This is a genomic window from Pseudomonas medicaginis, from assembly GCF_965119365.1.
GTDB lineage: Bacteria > Pseudomonadota > Gammaproteobacteria > Pseudomonadales > Pseudomonadaceae > Aquipseudomonas.
This window is the reverse complement of sequence record NZ_OZ221631.1, coordinates 481,623-497,908: the sequence shown is the minus strand read 5'-3', so window position 1 is coordinate 497,908 and position 16,286 is coordinate 481,623. Positions and strand designations below refer to the sequence as shown.

13 protein-coding genes are annotated in these 16,286 nt (G+C 61.6%); 2 read left to right on the top strand and 11 right to left on the bottom strand.

The annotated features are described in order from the left end of the window. Both ACMTA2_RS02190 and ACMTA2_RS02185 read right to left on the bottom strand, forming a co-directional pair. Window positions 1–1,320 carry an efflux RND transporter periplasmic adaptor subunit gene (locus tag ACMTA2_RS02190; RefSeq protein WP_413793526.1) on the bottom strand — a complete coding sequence of 440 codons (1,320 nt, stop codon included), beginning with the start codon at window positions 1,318–1,320 and terminating at the stop codon, window positions 1–3. Beyond that, window positions 1,317–2,096, bottom strand: coding sequence for an efflux RND transporter periplasmic adaptor subunit (locus ACMTA2_RS02185; RefSeq protein ID WP_413793525.1), 780 nt, complete (start codon window positions 2,094–2,096; stop codon window positions 1,317–1,319). Before ACMTA2_RS02185 ends, ACMTA2_RS02190 begins: the two co-directional genes overlap by 4 nt. A 467-nt stretch (window positions 2,097–2,563) precedes the next feature. On the opposite strand from ACMTA2_RS02185, the gene ACMTA2_RS02180 reads away from it, so the two are divergent. Next, entirely contained in the window at window positions 2,564–3,253 is a 690-nt protein-coding gene (locus ACMTA2_RS02180; protein WP_092329862.1) for an NYN domain-containing protein, read from the top strand. On the opposite strand, the gene ACMTA2_RS02175 is transcribed toward ACMTA2_RS02180, so the two are convergent. The 3 genes from ACMTA2_RS02175 to ACMTA2_RS02165 are packed head-to-tail and all read right to left on the bottom strand — an operon-like array spanning window position 3,234 to window position 7,617. Continuing rightward, complete coding sequence (locus ACMTA2_RS02175) at window positions 3,234–5,684, bottom strand: alpha/beta hydrolase (RefSeq protein ID WP_413793524.1); 2,451 nt, start codon at window positions 5,682–5,684, stop codon at window positions 3,234–3,236. The two genes, ACMTA2_RS02180 and ACMTA2_RS02175, sit on opposite strands and share 20 nt — an antisense overlap. A 9-nt stretch (window positions 5,685–5,693) precedes the next feature. Continuing rightward, window positions 5,694–7,136: a TIGR01777 family oxidoreductase gene (locus ACMTA2_RS02170; RefSeq protein ID WP_413793523.1), complete on the bottom strand. Its 1,443-nt coding sequence runs from the start codon at window positions 7,134–7,136 to the stop codon at window positions 5,694–5,696. Beyond that, window positions 7,129–7,617, bottom strand: coding sequence for a cell division protein (locus ACMTA2_RS02165; RefSeq protein WP_413793522.1), 489 nt, complete (start codon window positions 7,615–7,617; stop codon window positions 7,129–7,131). Before ACMTA2_RS02165 ends, ACMTA2_RS02170 begins: the two co-directional genes overlap by 8 nt. 404 nt (window positions 7,618–8,021) lie before the next feature. Here ACMTA2_RS02165 and ACMTA2_RS02160 point away from each other — a divergent pair, with 404 nt between their 5' ends. Next, window positions 8,022–8,393: a DUF6124 family protein gene (locus ACMTA2_RS02160; RefSeq protein WP_413793521.1), complete on the top strand. Its 372-nt coding sequence runs from the start codon at window positions 8,022–8,024 to the stop codon at window positions 8,391–8,393. A gap of 288 nt (window positions 8,394–8,681) precedes the next feature. Here the strand turns inward: ACMTA2_RS02160 and ACMTA2_RS02155 are convergent, their stop codons facing one another. The 6 genes from ACMTA2_RS02155 to ACMTA2_RS02130 form a co-directional block, all read right to left on the bottom strand. Then, on the bottom strand, window positions 8,682–9,548 hold the full coding sequence (locus ACMTA2_RS02155; protein ID WP_413793520.1) for an ABC transporter permease: 867 nt from the start codon (window positions 9,546–9,548) through the stop codon (window positions 8,682–8,684). A 12-nt stretch (window positions 9,549–9,560) separates the two neighbouring features. Beyond that, entirely contained in the window at window positions 9,561–10,421 is an 861-nt protein-coding gene (locus ACMTA2_RS02150) for an ABC transporter ATP-binding protein (RefSeq protein WP_413793519.1), read from the bottom strand. Between the two features lie 5 nt (window positions 10,422–10,426). Next, window positions 10,427–11,452 carry an ABC transporter substrate-binding protein gene (locus ACMTA2_RS02145; protein WP_413793518.1) on the bottom strand — a complete coding sequence of 342 codons (1,026 nt, stop codon included), beginning with the start codon at window positions 11,450–11,452 and terminating at the stop codon, window positions 10,427–10,429. Window positions 11,453–11,489: 37 nt separating this feature from the next. Continuing rightward, on the bottom strand, window positions 11,490–12,392 hold the full coding sequence (locus ACMTA2_RS02140) for a TauD/TfdA dioxygenase family protein (RefSeq protein ID WP_413793517.1): 903 nt from the start codon (window positions 12,390–12,392) through the stop codon (window positions 11,490–11,492). Window positions 12,393–12,753: 361 nt separating this feature from the next. After that, complete coding sequence (locus ACMTA2_RS02135; RefSeq protein ID WP_413793516.1) at window positions 12,754–14,121, bottom strand: HlyD family type I secretion periplasmic adaptor subunit; 1,368 nt, start codon at window positions 14,119–14,121, stop codon at window positions 12,754–12,756. Continuing rightward, window positions 14,111–16,267 (bottom strand): type I secretion system permease/ATPase, encoded by a 2,157-nt coding sequence (locus tag ACMTA2_RS02130; RefSeq protein WP_413793515.1) that lies wholly within the window; start codon window positions 16,265–16,267, stop codon window positions 14,111–14,113. Before ACMTA2_RS02130 ends, ACMTA2_RS02135 begins: the two co-directional genes overlap by 11 nt. Window positions 16,268–16,286 lie beyond the last annotated feature (19 nt).

The following is a 16,286-nucleotide window of genomic DNA, read 5'->3' as shown; positions in this document are numbered from 1 at the left end:
CTACAGGCCTACACTCTGGCGCAGGCCGGCCAGTGGCCGACGCAACAGGTACAACGCCAGCGGCGCACGGTCGCCAAAGACCTTCGCCGTGCCCCGCAGGCCAATGCGCGGTGCCGTGGCATCGAAACGCGCATCCAGCCGATACGCCAGTTGCCCGGCGGCGGTAGGCTGCGCTTCATAGGCCGAACGCTCAAGCCAGGCCAGGTGCCGCTGCAACGGGTCGCTGTCGAGAAACAACGCCACTTGCGCACCGGGCTCCAGGGCAATCGCGTCGCCCACCGCCAGTTCAATGCGCAACTCGGCCTGGTTCGGATCAGCGATCTCCATCAATCGCTCGCCAGTCTGAACGGGCTTGCCGAGCCAACGCTCGGGGTCCGCGAACACCGCGATGCCGTCCCGCTCAGCGCGTACTTCGCTGCGCTTGAGCAGCTCAAGCGCATAGTTGCGCTCGGCGCGTTTCTGTTCGACGCGGGCGGCCAGCAAATCGATCTTCGAACTCGACTCAGCGTCGGTAAACGAGCGCTGGGAATTGGCCTTGAGCTCCGCCTCGGCCACACCCAACGCCCGCTCGGCCACATCGGCCTGGGCCTTGAGGCTGGTGCTTTCGAAGCGCAGCAGCAGGTCGCCGTTCTTGACGCTCTGGTTGGGCTTGACCAGGAACTCGGCGATCACCCCGTCCAATGGCGCGGCCACCACCTGCCCACCCAACGGCACCACTTCGGCTGGAGCCAACACGGACTGGCGCACCGGGATCAGCAAGCCCAGCAGCAATACCGCCACCAAGGCAACCTGGCGCTTGCGCGTCCAGCGCAAACGCCACGGCTTGCGCGGTTGCAGCGCCAACCACGCATGGCTGTAGGTGTCGCCCAGTTGCGACAGCAGCACTTGTTCGGCTGGCGTCCACGGCAGGTCGCGGGCCAGCCACAAACCGCCGAACACCTGGCCTTGATGATCGATCAACGGTAGCCAGAATACTTGCCCGGCCGACAAGCTTCGCCAGTCTGCCAGGATGGATTCGCTCACCCCATCGGCGGCAATCACGCGGGCCTGATTCAACTGGCCCTGCTTGAACAGCTGCGCCACCGCCTGCTCGACAAACGCCACGAACGGCGCGTTCGGCTCCACAGTACTGACGCCGGTCACGGCCTGGACCTTGCCGGCGATCAATAACGCAGCGTGGCGAAACCCGAACAGGGCCTGGCCGTCGTTGACCAGGCTGTAGCTCAATTGTGCGGGGGTACGTGCAGCGCGTGTCTGGCGCTCCAGGTCGAGGAAGCGTGCGAACACCTGCTCGGCGTTGCCGGTGATCGGTGCGTTCACTGGGCCTCCGCGAAACGCGCCGTACCGCTCATGCCAGACAGCAGGCCGCGGGCATCCGGCACGCTCGCCACCAGCAACAGGGTCTGGCTGCCCTCGTCGATGCGCGCGCCCAAGCGTTTGACCGTCGCTTGCAACGGCTTGCCGGTTTCATCGGGGACGAAGGTAAAGGGTTGGCCGGGCTTGAGCCTGTCCATCCAGCGTGAAGGCACCAGCAGGTGAATCTCCAGGGTGCGATTGTCGACCACATCGAGCAACGGCGCGCCGGCCGCTACGCTTTCATAACGCTGGACCTTGCGCGCCACCACTTGCCCGTCGAAGGGGGCGATCACGCTGCAGCGCTTAACCTGGACCTGATACACCTGGGATTGCGCCTGGGCCTCGCTGAGCCGCGCTTCGGCCCGCGACACCTCGAAACGCCCGACGGATTTCAACGCCGCCAACTGACGGTTATGGGCCAGCTCTTCCCCGGCCCCACGGCTGGCCGCCTGGGCCGCATTGAGCTGGGCCTGATAGGCCGAACAATCGAACCGCGCCAGCGTATCGCCCTTCTTGAACGACTCGCCCTCGCTGAACGGCAACTCGACGATGCGCCCGGCCAACTCGCTGGCCAGCACCGCCTGGTCCCGCGCCCGAAGCACCCCGCGCGCCTCATTGCCACTCGGCGCACTGGCCGTGACGCCATTTTCCAACAGAGGATCGTCCGCGACAGGCGTTTGCGCCTGCACGCCGCACGTCACAAAGGCCAATCCCACAACCCAACTACTCAAACGTCGCATGACCGTTACTCCCTGACGGATGGGCGGAGTCTACGACAGCGGTGGGAGGCGTCAAGGGAGTAGCCGTCAGGAGTGAGAAAACTCTTGTTTCAAAAAGGTCGAAGAGGGGACAAAAAAACGCTCAGTTTTTTCCTGATATGTACGGACATCAAATCCTACAAAGTATTGAGAATTTCCATTCGTTGGAAAATGGTTTTCGGTGATGGATTTCTACCGTTGCTATAAGAGAGGCTCTATTTCGTAACAAACGCTGACAGATCAAGCAAAGAATGGATTTGACCTTCCACCATGCATACGCTCAACACTGTTGCGCCGGTGACGAGAGAGAATCCAGCCAACGGTTGACGTTATGAGACGCTCAACTTAGGATGGCCCTACTCAACCCCGTACGCAGAGATTCAGTTCTCTGGCTGTTGGGGTGAAAAAACCGGCTTAGGCCGGTTTTTTCGTTTCTGGGGATCGAGTTTGTGCGCACCGCATTTTTTGTTGACGGCTATAACCTGTTCTATGGACTGCTCGCAGACACACCTTACAAATGGCTGGATTTGCGAAGCCTGTTGTCACACATCGCGCATATCGAAAACCCGCACAGCACAACTGCCTCAGTTGATTACTTCACCTCCTCGGTCAAACCATCACTGGCCACCCGTGGTCGAGTATCAAAAGAAGCGCAAGATTCTTATATCCGCGCCCTGAAGACCACCCATATCCGTGTCCATTATGGTCATCATCAACTTGAACCTGCCAAAGCCCCTCGTTTCGTTGACAGAAAGACAAAAGCCTCTCGAGAGGACAAAGTCGACATCTGGAAGCTGGAGGAAAAAGAAACGGACGTTCACATAGCAATCAGCATGTACCGAGCCGCTGCAAAGCAAACGACGCTGAAGAATCATGAACGGGTGGAGCAATTGGTACTTGTATCCAGCGACACCGATATGACTCCCGCTTTGAGAGCGTTGCGGGAGGATTTTCCCGAAACAACCGTTGGCGTTATTCTTCCTCATCGAGCTGAGCTGAATCGTCCGTCTCCAGGTTCGTTAAAGCAGCACGCCCATTGGATACGCCGCGTTGTCACTTGCGACGAACTCCAATCGCACCAGTTCCCCAACCGAGTGCCAACGCACAAAGCCCCCGCCATCAAGCCGGACTATTGGTAGCAACCAACGTCAACTCACCATCCCGATACAACACCTCACGCCCCAGCCACGCCACATCCACCTGCGGCAGCACCGCCGAAGGTTTACGCAACTCACGCAGTAAGGTCGAGCCGTGGGACAAACGCCCACCCATTCGCGCAATCACGGCCCGGGCGCTTTGATAGTGTGCATGGCGACCAGGGTCCAACGTGTCTTCAAGCAGAATATCCTCACCCAGAATCCCCCGGGCCTGCCCCGGATAAATCATGAAGCCGCTGGCCTGCTCGGTGCCTTCACGACCGTCCTGCCAGAAGCTGCCATCGCGGGCGCGGATCTCCGGGTGCGGCGCGAACCAATGCGCTCGGTCCGCCTGCGGCATGGCGTGGTGCAGGCGAAAAAACATCCGCATCAGGTTGTCGCGATACCATTCGCGCACTTGCAGGTAATAACCGCGCAGACCCGGCAGACCGGTCGAATGAGCCAGGCGAATCGTCAGGGGCCATTGTGGGAAGGCCTGCAAGGGCAACTCGGTCGGCGCCGGGCGTGGCGTCGCCGGGTCGGTTTCCCACGGCGGGCGATGGGGGCTGTGTTCAAGGTCGTCATAGGCGGTCGGTGGGCGCCCCAACAGGTCGCCGCCACTGCTGGCCAAGGCGCTGGCGATGCATAGGTTGCCCTGCACCACGAACACGTAGAAGCGGGTGAACCAGTCGGCCAATCGCTGGCCGTCGGCGCCTTGTGCGGTCAGTTCGAGCAGCTCCCGGTCGAAGCGCCGCAAGCCGTGTTCGAGCGTGAGCAGATGCCCGCGAGCGATGCGTTGCATGCGCAGGAACAATGGAAGCGAACGCATCAGGCGCAACGGCCGCCAGGGCAAATGCGGTGTCGCGCCGCCGACTTCGCCAGCGTAGCTGCTGGCGCTGATGCCCCAGTCGGCCAGCCGGGCGAGAAACAGGTCATTGTTGATATACGAAGCACCGCCAAACACCGCCGTGAAAGGTTCGTTGTCCTGCAACACCCGTGAGTCCCAGCGCGCCATGATCGCCGGGATGCTCGCCGCCGCACGACGCTGGGCGTACTCCACCAAGGCGCTGGGTTGCGGCGGCAGGATCTCGGCGATGTTGGCGGCAGTCAGGTGGCGGCGCCAGCCGTAGTCGCTGATCGGCCTGTATTGCAGCAACCACAGCTGGATGCCGTCCCAAGCCCATTCGACGTCACCGGGCACGTAGTGGAAGACCCGCAGCACGCCTTGCAGGAAGCGCCATAGCACGTCTTCGGTCAGGCCATGGGCGGGCTTGAATGTGCCGCTGTTCCATGACTCGCCGAGGCGAGAAAGAATCGCCCGCTCGGGGCTCACCTTACCATCGGCCAACGACTCAAGGTGACCTTCGACCCACTCCAACTCGACGGATAGATGGCGTACGAAGGCGATCCCCGACAACCGCGGCGTGATGAAACGCTGGACCACCACTTCCTCGACACCCGCCGCGCTCAACTCGGCAATGCGCGCCGGCACGTTGTGGGTCGGTTCACGCAAGAACGTGGTACTCAGGCCGGCATTCGCCGCGTCGGCCTGATCCTCGCCATAACTGGAGGAACGCACGGCCCAGATAGCGTCCGCCTGGCTCTTCAGAAAGTTCGGCAAGCGCGGATTATTGCAGTCGTTGAGCGTCAGCGCCGCAGGCACCGGCTGCCCAGCCAATGCCGCCAGACGCAAACGGCCGCCCTTGGTGTGCGCGACGAACCCACGCTCGCCCGACTCCAGCCACGCGGCAAACTCGGCCGGCGCATCGACCCACGGGTAGTGACCCCAACCGGGCTTCAGGCTTATGGTCAGATCGGCACGGGCCAGAATGGCGGACCAGGCCGCCGCTTGCGCGACGCCCAGCACTTTGTCCTGATCGCCCCAGACCAATTCGACCGGGTCGGTGATCCATTCCAACAGTGGCAACGCGGTGTCCGCACGCAGTTGATCCCAGAGCGGCACAAAGGCGCGGCAACGGGCATACCCGGCGCCCATGCGTTGGTATTGCGCGGGCGTCCAGGTCTGGTGGGAGAATTTGCGGGCGAACAGCGTCGGCTTGTTCGAGAGCAGCCAGTGAATGGTCTTGCGAATCGGCGGCGGCGACATCAATGCCGGCAATCGGCGCTGCCACAAAAACGCGCCCACCGGCGCCAGCAACACGCTGCGGCAGAAGTGCCCCGGCTGACATTGCAGCGCATGCAGCACCAGCAACGCACTCATCCCCACCGCCATGATCGCGCTGCCCTTGACCGTCGCCGCCAGCAAGGCTTGCGCGTAGGCCGCCAGGTCTTCGCAAGGGGCTTGAGGGTTGTTGCCGAAGCCGGGCAGTTCCAGCGGCACCACGTCGTGGTGCTGAAAATGCGGTACTGCGTCGTCCCACCAATCGGCGGCGCTACCGTTGCCGGCCAGCAGGTACATCCGGGGCTTGCTCATGGACGGTCCTCAGGCCAGGTCGCGCAGGGCAGCGTCGAGGGTTGGGTAACGGAACGTATAACCGGCCTCGACGAGACGATTGGGCACCACGCGCTGGCCGTCGAAAAACAACTGGGCCATCTCACCCGCCAGGGCACGCACCGGCGCGGCTGGGATGTGGAACCACACCGGACGCTTGAGTACCTTGCCGACGCGCTCGGCGAACAGCGCCTGACTGACGGTTTCCGGTGCCACCAGGTTGTAGGTGCCGCTCAGGCTTTCGTCATCGAACGCACGGGCGATCACTTGGATGACATCGTCGCGGTGCACCCAACTCATGATTTGCCGACCGTCGCCCATCCGCCCGCCGAACCCCAGGCGAAACGGAATCAGCAGCGGCAGCAATGCACCACCCGGGCCGAATACCACGCCCAGGCGCATCACCACCTGGCGCACGCCCAACTCCGTGGCGGGCCGGGCGGAGGCTTCCCAGCGCACACAGAGTTCAGCCATGAAGCCATCGCCCTGGGAGGCACTTTCATCGAGGCTTTCGCTGGCGTCGCGCACGCCATAAAAACCGACGGCCGAGGCCTGTATCCACAATGCCGGTTTGTGTCGGGCGTTTTTCAACCAGGTCATCAAGGCTTGGGTGGTATTGACCCGGCTGGCAATGAGTTGCGCCTGACGCTTGGGGCTCCAGCGCGGACCGGCCACCGGAGCGCCCGCCAGGTTGATCAAGACGTCGAAGGTTTCGTCATGGCCCAGCTTGCCCAGCGAACGCAGGCAGCGAGCGCGACCGTCAAACAGATAGGCCGCTTTCAACGGATCGCGAGCCAGCACGCTGACCGTGTGCCCGGCGTCGAGTAGCTGGTTGACCAGCGTCTCGCCGATAAACCCGGTGCCTCCCGTGACCAGCACGCGCTTGTGGGCGCCACCGGCAAACGGGTTGGCAGGCTTGCCCGCGCGCTGCATGCGCAAGGCCGCCACGCCGTCGCGAATCCCCGAGGCCGTGACCCCGATGGCGAACAAGGTCAGCAGCCAGCCGCGCCAGCCCAGGTCGATCCCGCTCAGGCCGGTGGGCAAACTCGCCCACTGCGCCAGTTGCACTCCGTACAGCGCGAAGAAGGCACCGCCGTTGACCGCCAGTACCGTGTGCATGATCCGCTCGATGGGCGGCAGTTTGCGGCTGCGGTCCTCGACCACGAAGTCCCACAGCGTCAGACCGATCTCCAAGGCGAACAGCAGCGCGATGACAATCGCCCAGGTGCCTTTGAAGGCCAGATGGGCAATGCCCAGGAACAGGATCCCGTAGAAGCACGAACGCAAGGCGTGGATCGACAGCTCCAGCCGCGCACTGTGGCGATAGGGCAAGGCGACGGTGAGTTCGTGGTGATACAGGGTATCCAGCGCGCCCAGGATCGCCTGGGCGATCAACAGCGTGATGGCCCAGTCCAGCAGGGAAAAGTCAGGCATGGTTTGCATCACTCGGCGCGTGGTCAATCAGGGAGGTGCGGCGGTCATGGCGATAGAGCCAGAACAGCGGCGGTAGTAACAACAGCAGTGCCATACCGTCGAGCCACAAGTGCGACCAGACCCGCGCCTGGGCGGAAATCAGCATGTCCTGGGGCGCCCAGAGCAGGATGCCGGCGATCATCCAGCCCCAGGGCATGGCGCGCTTCAATCGATTGCCGATGTGCACAAGGGCGAGCATGTACAGCGCGTAGCTTTGCAACGTGGCGCCGAACAAGGCCAGCCACCAGACCTGCTGCGCGCTGGCCGTTGCGGGCACCGCGGCGACGCCCCAGAAGGTCTGTTCGATGTTTTGCAGATAGCCATCGAGCAAGCCCGAATGGCCTGCCCAGCTCAGGGTGACGCCGGCAAGCAGATGCATCAGGGCGGCGGCATAAAGCCAATTGACCAAGGCTTTGCGAAGGGTGCTTTGAGGGACTGGCATTCCGTGTCCTGAAGGCTTGCTGGAGGGTCGCAAGTCTAATGGAAAAGGAAGTGGCTTTATCTGGCTATTTGGAATGGGTGCACTCGTACAGCCAGGTCCTAGGAGATTTCCTTCAAGTTGTAGCGATGTTGGTGAACTTGTCCGGCTTGGGGCTCACCGCTAGTCTGGGTTTGTCACTGAAAAAACGGTGACACGGACGTGCAAGTCCGGGTAAAAGACGTCGCACATCGCTATCAGCCTTGATCAAGGATTTTTATGGCGGTTGTGCGTGGGAGATTTTTCCGCAAGGAGGAATCTGCCGGGGTTCCGTCTGCCCGGTCTTGCACACCTACGTACAACTGCCACCTCATTTGCGTGCAAGCGAAAGAGTGACAGTTCCAACACTACAGATGGAGCTACACGACATGTTCAAAGTGACACCAAATCCGCCAGGAGATCCTGGCAACCTCTCTGACAAATCCTGGAAAACCAAAAAACTCGACGAAGCCGCGCAACGCGCCCTCGACTACTACCTCAATCCCAAACCGACCGATGAAGCCTCTGGCAAAACCCAAACCGCCCACCTCTTCATGGTCGCCCCGGACATCGACACCGAAACCCTGCTGGCCAATGCCTCCGAGGACCTGCTGTCCATCAGCGCCATCGCCGCCGACCTGGCGGATGACGTTGAAGGCAGTCGTCGAAGTGTCATCCTGGCGATCAGCCGGATGGCTGATGGGGTGCATTTGTTGGTGGAGAGGGCAATGGATCGGCTTGAGGTCCAGGCTTCGGGCTGACATTCCTGTGGTGGATTGAAAACCGCCATCGCGAGCAAGCTCGCTCCCACAGTTAAACAGTGTTGACCTCAATTTTTCGGTTCTACACAAATCCAGTGTGGGAGCGAGCTTGCTCGCGATGACGCCAGCCCAGACAATCCAGAATCCGTGGCGAGGGAGCTTGCTCCCGCTCGACTGCGCAGCAGTCACAAAACCCGGCAACGCGGTCAGCCTGAAGAAACGCTGGGGCCTGCTTCGCAGGCCAGCGGGAGCAAACTCCCTCGCCCCAGGGTGAATTCACTCCACCGATTAGCGCTGCATCCCCCAACGCTTCACCGTCACCCGCTCCAAACTGTCGAATACCAGGTTCTCCACCAGCAACCCAATCAAAATCACCACCGCCAACCCGGCGAACACCTTGTCGGTGTACAGTTCGTTGCGGTTCTGGAAAATGTACCAGCCCAGGCCGCCCTTGCCGCTGGTGGCGCCGAACACCAGTTCGGCGGCGATCAGGGTGCGCCAGGCGAAGGCCCAACCGATTTTCAGCCCGGCGAGGATCGACGGCAGCGCCGCCGGGATCAGGATGAACAGCACAAAACGCAGGCCCCGCAGCCCATAGTTGCGCCCGGCCATGCGCAGCGTTTCCGACACACCGAGAAACCCCGCATACATGTTCAACGCCAGCGCCCACAGCACCGAATGCACCAACACAAAAATCAGGCTGTTCTGCCCCAGGCCGAACCACAGCAGCGCCAACGGCAACAGGGCAATAGCCGGCAATGGATTGAACATCGGCGTCAGGGTACTGAGCAAGTCGCGACCGAACTGGGTCGACACGGCCAGCGTGGTCAAGCCAAACGCCAAGACGATCCCCAGCAGGTAGCCCTTGAGCAGCACTACCAACGAAATCCACACCTTGTCCAGCAGCTCGCCGCTGAGTAATCCGTCGTACAACGCACTGGTGGTTTGCAGGAAACTCGGCAGCAGCAAGTCATTGTCCTGGTATCGGGCCACCCCCTCCCACACCAGCGCCAGCAGCAACAGGATCAGGCTTTTGCGCAACCAACCCTGTTGCCAGAGGCGATGGCCCAAGGGCAACTCGCGCTCCAGTGGCACGTGGGTCAGGGGCTGCAGATCGACTTCATATTCTTCGCGTGCAGGCGATAACTGGCTCATGGAACGCTCCCCTTAATACGCGATACGGATGTCGGCGAAATCCAGCTCACGCTCGGTGTCCAGCGACTGGCTTTCATCGAACAGCAACCGATGAATCCGCCGCGCCGTGTGCTGGAACCCCACGCCGCCGAGGCTTTGCAGATCGTATTGATGGCTGTGGATTTCCGCCCGGACCCTTCCTGGGTGCGGTGACAGCAGCAGGATGCGATTGCCCACCACCAACGCTTCTTCGATGGAGTGAGTGACGAACAGCAGGGTGAAACGCACCTCTTCCCAGAGCAGCAGCAATTCTTCCTGCATCTTGCGTCGGGTCAGGGCATCGAGGGCGGCGAAGGGCTCGTCCATCAGCAGGATCTTCGGCTGCATCGCCAGCGCTCGGGCAATCGCGACGCGGGCCTTCATCCCACCGGACAAGGTGTGTGGATAGGCATCGGCAAACGCCACCAGGCCGACTTTGTCGAGGTAGTGCAGTGCCCGCTCCTCGGCTTCGCGACGCTTGAGCGTGCCGGATGCCAATAGCGCGAACATCACGTTCTGCTTCACGGTTTTCCAGGGCGGCAGTTGGTCGAACTCCTGGAACACCACGATCCGGTCAGGTCCCGGCGCGCTGACGGCTTGACCTTGCAGGCGGATCTCGCCTTCGCACGGCGTAATGAAGCCACCAATGGCCTTGAGCAAGGTGGACTTGCCACACCCGGACGGGCCAAGCAAAACAAAACGGTCCCCAGGGTCGACTTCGAAACTCACTTGGTGGGTGGCCCGCACCACCCGCTGTGGGGAGCGATATTCCAGGCTGACGTTATCCACCGACAACAATACCGTGTCGGTGCGGGTGTGGTTGCTGGCCGCGTGGCCTTGCAAAAGCGCGTTCATGACAATCAGCTCCCCTGCAACGGTTTGGCATCCTGGAAGAAATAGTCTTCCCATGACGCCGGCTTGTTCTTGATCGCGCCGACGCGGTAAAGGAACTCGGCCAGCGGGTAGGTGTTTTTCGGGGTAACGGTGAATTCGATCTGCGGGTTGTCGATGATTTTCAGCAAGGTCGCCCGGTCGATCTTGGCCTTGGTCACCCGCAGGTAGGTGTCCGCCGCCGCGGCTTTATCGTTTTGGGCGAACTCGGCCGCTTCGGTCAGCGCCTCGACGAACGCCTTGTAGGTCTTCGGGTTTTCATCGCGAAATTTCTCAGTGGCGAACAGCACCGTGGGAGAGTTTGGCCCAAGCACGTCATAGGAGTTGAGCACCACATGGACGTTGGGGTTCTGCAAGGCCTGGTTCTGGAACGGCGGGTTGGAGAAATGCCCGGTCAACTCGGTGCCGCCGGCAATCAACGCCGACGTGGCGTCCGGGTGCGGGACGGCCAAGGTGTACTTGTCGAGGCGATTGAAGTCCTTGTCACCCCACTGCTTCGCGGCGGCGTATTGCAGGAAACGCGACTGCACCGAGACCCCCACCGCTGGCACCGCGATGCGGTCCTTCTCGGTGAAATCGGCAATGGTCTTGACGTTGGGGTTGTTGCTCAACAGGTAATAGGGAAAGTTGCCCAGAGAGGCCACGGCCTTGACGTTCTGCTTGCCACGGGTGCGGTCCCAGACCGTCAGCAACGGCCCGACGCCGGCTCCGGCAATGTCGATGGAACCCGACAGCAATGCATCGTTGACCGCCGCCCCGCCGGACAGTTGGGTCCAATCGACCTTGATGTCGATGCCCTCTTCCTTGCCGTGCTTCTCGATCAATTGTTGGTCGCGGACCACGTTCAGCAACAGGTAAACGATGCCGAACTGCTCGGCGATTCGAATCTCGCCCTCGGCGTGGGCGCTGGCCGGCGCGACCAGACTGCCGGCCAGCAAACTGAAGCCCAGGCCGATGGCGGCGGCCAGCGGTGCAAAAGCAATGCGTTTGGACATGGTGATTCTCCGGGCTCGTTGCGCGAGGCGTAGCCGATCAGAAAGGGGCGTCGCCCTGGATGGTGGTGCGATACAGCTTGCGGCGCAGATGGCTCGGGCAACCGGCGGCCAGGTGGATCAGCGAGCGGTTGTCCCAGAACACCAAGTCATGAGGCTGCCATTGATGGCGATAGATGTTTTGAGGCAACACGCTGTGGGCATACAACTCCGTCAGGATGGCTTTGCTTTCGTCCTCCGGCAGGCCAACGATGCGGGTGGTGAACCCCTCGCTGACGAACAACGCCTTGCGCCCGGTTTCCGGGTGGGTGCGGACGATGGGGTGCACGACTTCGGCCACCTCGGCCAGTTGCTCCGGTGTCAATGTCGGACGCCAGTTGCCTTCGAATTTGGTTTCGCTGTAGCGCGCAGTGTAGGAGTGCGCCGCCGAACGGCCCTCGACCGCTTTACGCAGCGTTTCAGGCAAACCGTCCCAGGCCTTGTGCATGTCGGCGAACAACGTGTCGCCGCCTTCGCTCGGCAGTTCCTGGGCGTGGAGCATCGAGCCGAGGCTGGGCAGTTCCTTATAGGAAAGGTCCGAATGCCAGAACTTGCCTGCATCGCCGAGGCCGATGGATTGTCCGTTTTCGATGATGTTGGAAACGATGAGGATTTCCGGATGCCCGGCCAGCAGGAACTGCTTGAGCACATGGATTTGCAGTACGCCAAAACGGCGGCTGAAGGCGATGTGCTGTTCGGGGGTGATGCGCTGGTCGCGGAACACCACCACGTGATAGTCCAGGTGCGCGCGATGGATGCGGGCGAAATCCTGGTCGTTGATGGGCCGGGACAGGTCCAGCCCGACGATCTCGGCGCCAACGGCATCGCGAAACGGGAAGATTGCGAACGACTGCGGCGCGATGGGCGCGGCATTTGAATCTGGAGAAAAAGAGACGGCTGGCATACATCACTCCCACGCACAGCGCGCTTCAATGGGCGCGCAATCGATCAAAACTCACGGCGTTACCGTGTTGGTTTGTGTCGTGCGGCGCGCCGATTGGTCGACAGGTACGCAGGGGGATGACTTTAAAGCTATAAGAATTGAAATTTAAATACCGTTAATGAATAACGATATGGCTTAGAGTTTTCACCGCCCTCCCTGTGGCGAGGGGATTTATCCCCGCTGGGGTGCGAAGCAGCCCTAAAACCTGCCACCTCGGTGTGTCAGGCTTGGTTACATTCAGCTATTTCGGGGGCTGCTGCGCAGCCCAGCGGGGATAAATCCCCTCGCCACAGAGATAGCGCCGGCCCGAGCCATTGGGTCTCTACCGCTCGTGCAACGCCTCGGCCCGGGCCTTGATGATGGGCTTGAGCAAGTAGCTGAGCACGGTTTTCTTGCCGGTGATGATGTCCACCGAGGCCACCATGCCGGGAATGATCAGCAGCGGTTTTTCATCGGTGCCCAGGTGGCTGCGTTCGGTACGCAGTTTGATGATGTAGTAGGTGGTTTTCTTGTCTTCATCGGTGATGGTGTCGGCGCCAATCTGTTCCAGCTTGGCTTTCAGCCCACCGTAGATGGTGTAGTCGTACGCGGTGAATTTCACCGTGGCGTCCTGGCCCGGGTGCAGGAAAGCGATGTCCTGGGGACGGATTTTCGCTTCCACCAGAATGGTGTCGTCCAGGGGCACGATTTCCACCAGGTCGCTACCGGGCTGGATCACGCCGCCGATGGTATTGACCAGCAACTTATTGACAATGCCGCGCACCGGCGAGGTCACCAAGGTACGGCTCACCCGATCTTCCAGGGCTTTGCCGGTAGCCTGGGCCTTGTTCAGGTCCGTGCGTGCTTCGTTGAGTTGGGTCAGGGCTTCGCTGCGGAATTTGCCCCGGGTCTCGTCGATCTTGCGCTGCACTTCCTTGATCGCCGATTCGGCGCGAGGAATCGCCAGCGTCGTGGCATCCAGTTGCCCGCGGGTCTCGACTTCGGCGCGCTTGAGCCGCAACACTTCCACTGGCGACACCGCGCCCTGGGCCACCAACGGCTCGGACATGTTGATTTCCTGGCGCTGCAATGCCAGGGCGGAACGGTACTGCGCCTGCTTGGACACGAACTCGCGCAGCTCTTGCTGGCGCTGGATCAACTGTTCCTGCAGGCCGCCGATTTCATCGTGCAACTGCTGGCGGCGGCTGATGTACAGCGACTCTTCGCTGGCGGCCTGGCCCGGCACGGCCTTGAGCACATCGGCCGGGAAGTTCAGCGGTCGGTCATCGACCTCGGCGCTCAGGCGCTCGACCCGCAACAGCATGGACAGTCGATCGGCCTCGGTTTCGCCGACATTGGAGACAAACCGCGTGTCGTCCAGGCGAATCAACGGGGCACCGGCTTCGACAATCTGGCCTTCCTTGACGAACAGCTCAGCGACGATGCCACCCTCCAGGTTCTGGATCTTCTGGATCTTGGACGATGGAATCGCCTTGCCGTCGCCCCTGGTCACTTCGTCGATCTCGGCGAAGTTGGCCCACATCACCAGGAACACAAAGAAGCCGATGATGCCCCAGATCGTCAAACGTACCACCCGGGGAGCGTCCTCGATCAGGGCCTTGTTGACCTCGGGCAGCGGTTGGCCGTGCAGCGAGTCGGAACCTTTGAAATAACGGCCCACCGCACCCTTTAAACCTGACTTAAGCAACACTGATCTGCCCCTTCTTCAACGCTTCCATGACGGCGGCTTTCGGGCCATCGGCGAGGATCTGTCCACGGTCGATCACCAGCAGGCGGTCCACCAGCGACAGCAAGGATGCCCGGTGCGTCACGAGCAGCACGGTCTTGTTTTCCACCACGGCAGCCAGGCGCTGCTTCAAGCGTTCTTCACCGGTGTTGTCCATGGCGCTGGTGGGCTCGTCCAGCAGCAGGATGGGCGGGTTGAGCAGCAGCGCGCGGGCCAGGGCGACGTTCTGGCGCTGACCACCGGACAGGTTCTGCCCGCGCTCACCGACTTGCAGTTCATAGCCTTGCGGATGCAGGCGGGCGAATTCGTGCACCCCCGCCAACTCGGCGGCCTGGAGCACCAATTCGTCTTCGACGTAACGGGCGCCGGAGGTCAGGTTGTCCCGCAGGGTGCCGGACAGCAATTGGATGTCCTGGGGCACGTAGCCGATGTTGTAGCGCAGCTCGCTGACATCGATCTGGCGGATGTCCACGCCGTCCACCAGCAGCGCACCGTCATCCGGCTGATACAGCCCCACCAGCAATTTGGCGAGCGAGCTCTTGCCCGAGCCGCTGCGGCCGATGATGCCAATTTTCTCGCCCGGCTTGATCACCAGGTTGATGTTCTTCAGCGCGGCGTTCTGCTGGTTCGGATAGGTGAAATTCAACTGGCGGCATTCAATGGCGCCCTGCAACACCTTGCGGCTGAGCGGGCGCTCGTCGAAATTGCGCTCCTGGGGCAACTCCATCATCTGGTCGACCGAGGTCATCGTCACCCGCGCCTGTTGGTAGCGGGTCAACAGGCCCGACAGCGACGCCAGCGGGCTGAGCGCGCGGCCACTGAGCATGTAGCAGGCAACCAGCCCGCCCATGCTCAGGTTGCCGCCGATGATCAGGTAAACGCCGAAGACAATCATGATCACCCCGGCCAATTGCTGGATCAGCAAGGTGATGTTCATCGCCAACCCGGACAGCATTTTCACCCGCAGCTCGAGGCGACTTAAGGTGCCGATGGTCTGCTCCCATTGGTATTGGCGTTCGCTCTCGGCGTTGTTGACCTTCACCGCGTCCAGGCCGGCCAGGGTTTCGATCAGGCTGGACTGACGCTCGGCGCCCAGGGCCATGGTGCGCTCCATGGTTGCCACCAGGGGCTTCTGCAAGGCATAGCCGATCAGCAGGGCAATCGGGAACGCCAGCACTGGAATCCACACCAGGTGCCCACCGATAATCGCGATGACCATGAAAATCAGCAGGGTGAACGGCAGGTCGATCAGGCTGGTGAGGGTCAGCGAGGCGAGGAAGTCCCGCAGGCTCTGGAACTCATGGATGTTCTGGGCAAAGCTGCCGACCCGCGCCGGACGGTATTTCATGGCCATGCCGACGATGCGTTCGAACAACGTCGCCGAAATGATCAGGTCGGTTTTCTTGCCGGCCAGGTCCAGGCACAGGCTGCGCAGCATTTTGAGGATCAGGTCGAACACATAGGCACCGGTGATACCAACGGCCAATACCCACAGGGTCGATTCGGCCTGGTTCGGCACCACACGGTCGTAGACGTTCATCACGAACAGCGGCGCGGCCATGGCGATGATGTTGATCAGCAAGCTGGCAGCGATGGCATCGGCGTACAGCCAGCGGGATCTTTTGAGGGTGTCGCGAAACCACGAACGCGCCCGGGGAATGAGCGTGCCGTGGTTAACGTCAAATTTATGCTGCGGTTGGGCGAAAAACACCTTGCCGCTGTAGTCATCGGCCAGCAGTTCGCGGCTGATGGTCACCTCTCCGCCGTCGCTTTCACTGAGCAGCAATCGCGCCTGGTCGTCACCGACCCAGCTCAGCAGCACGGCGCTGCGGCCGTCCTTGAGCAACAACAGCGCCGGCATAGCGATGGCCGGGATCTGCTCAAGCTTACGTTGCAGCACCCGGCCTTGCAGACCGGCACGGGCCGCCGCGCGCGACAATAATTCGACGCTCAGCCGTTGCTTGGGCAGCGGCAGGCCAGTGGTGAGCATCGCCGCGCTGGCCGGCTTCTGATGCAGCATGCAAAGCGCCAGCAGACCATCCAACAGCGGGTCGTCGTGCAGCGTGCGCGGGTCATGAACTAGTTCGACTGGACTGACTTCTGATTCCACGCTCGGCACTCTGACTGAT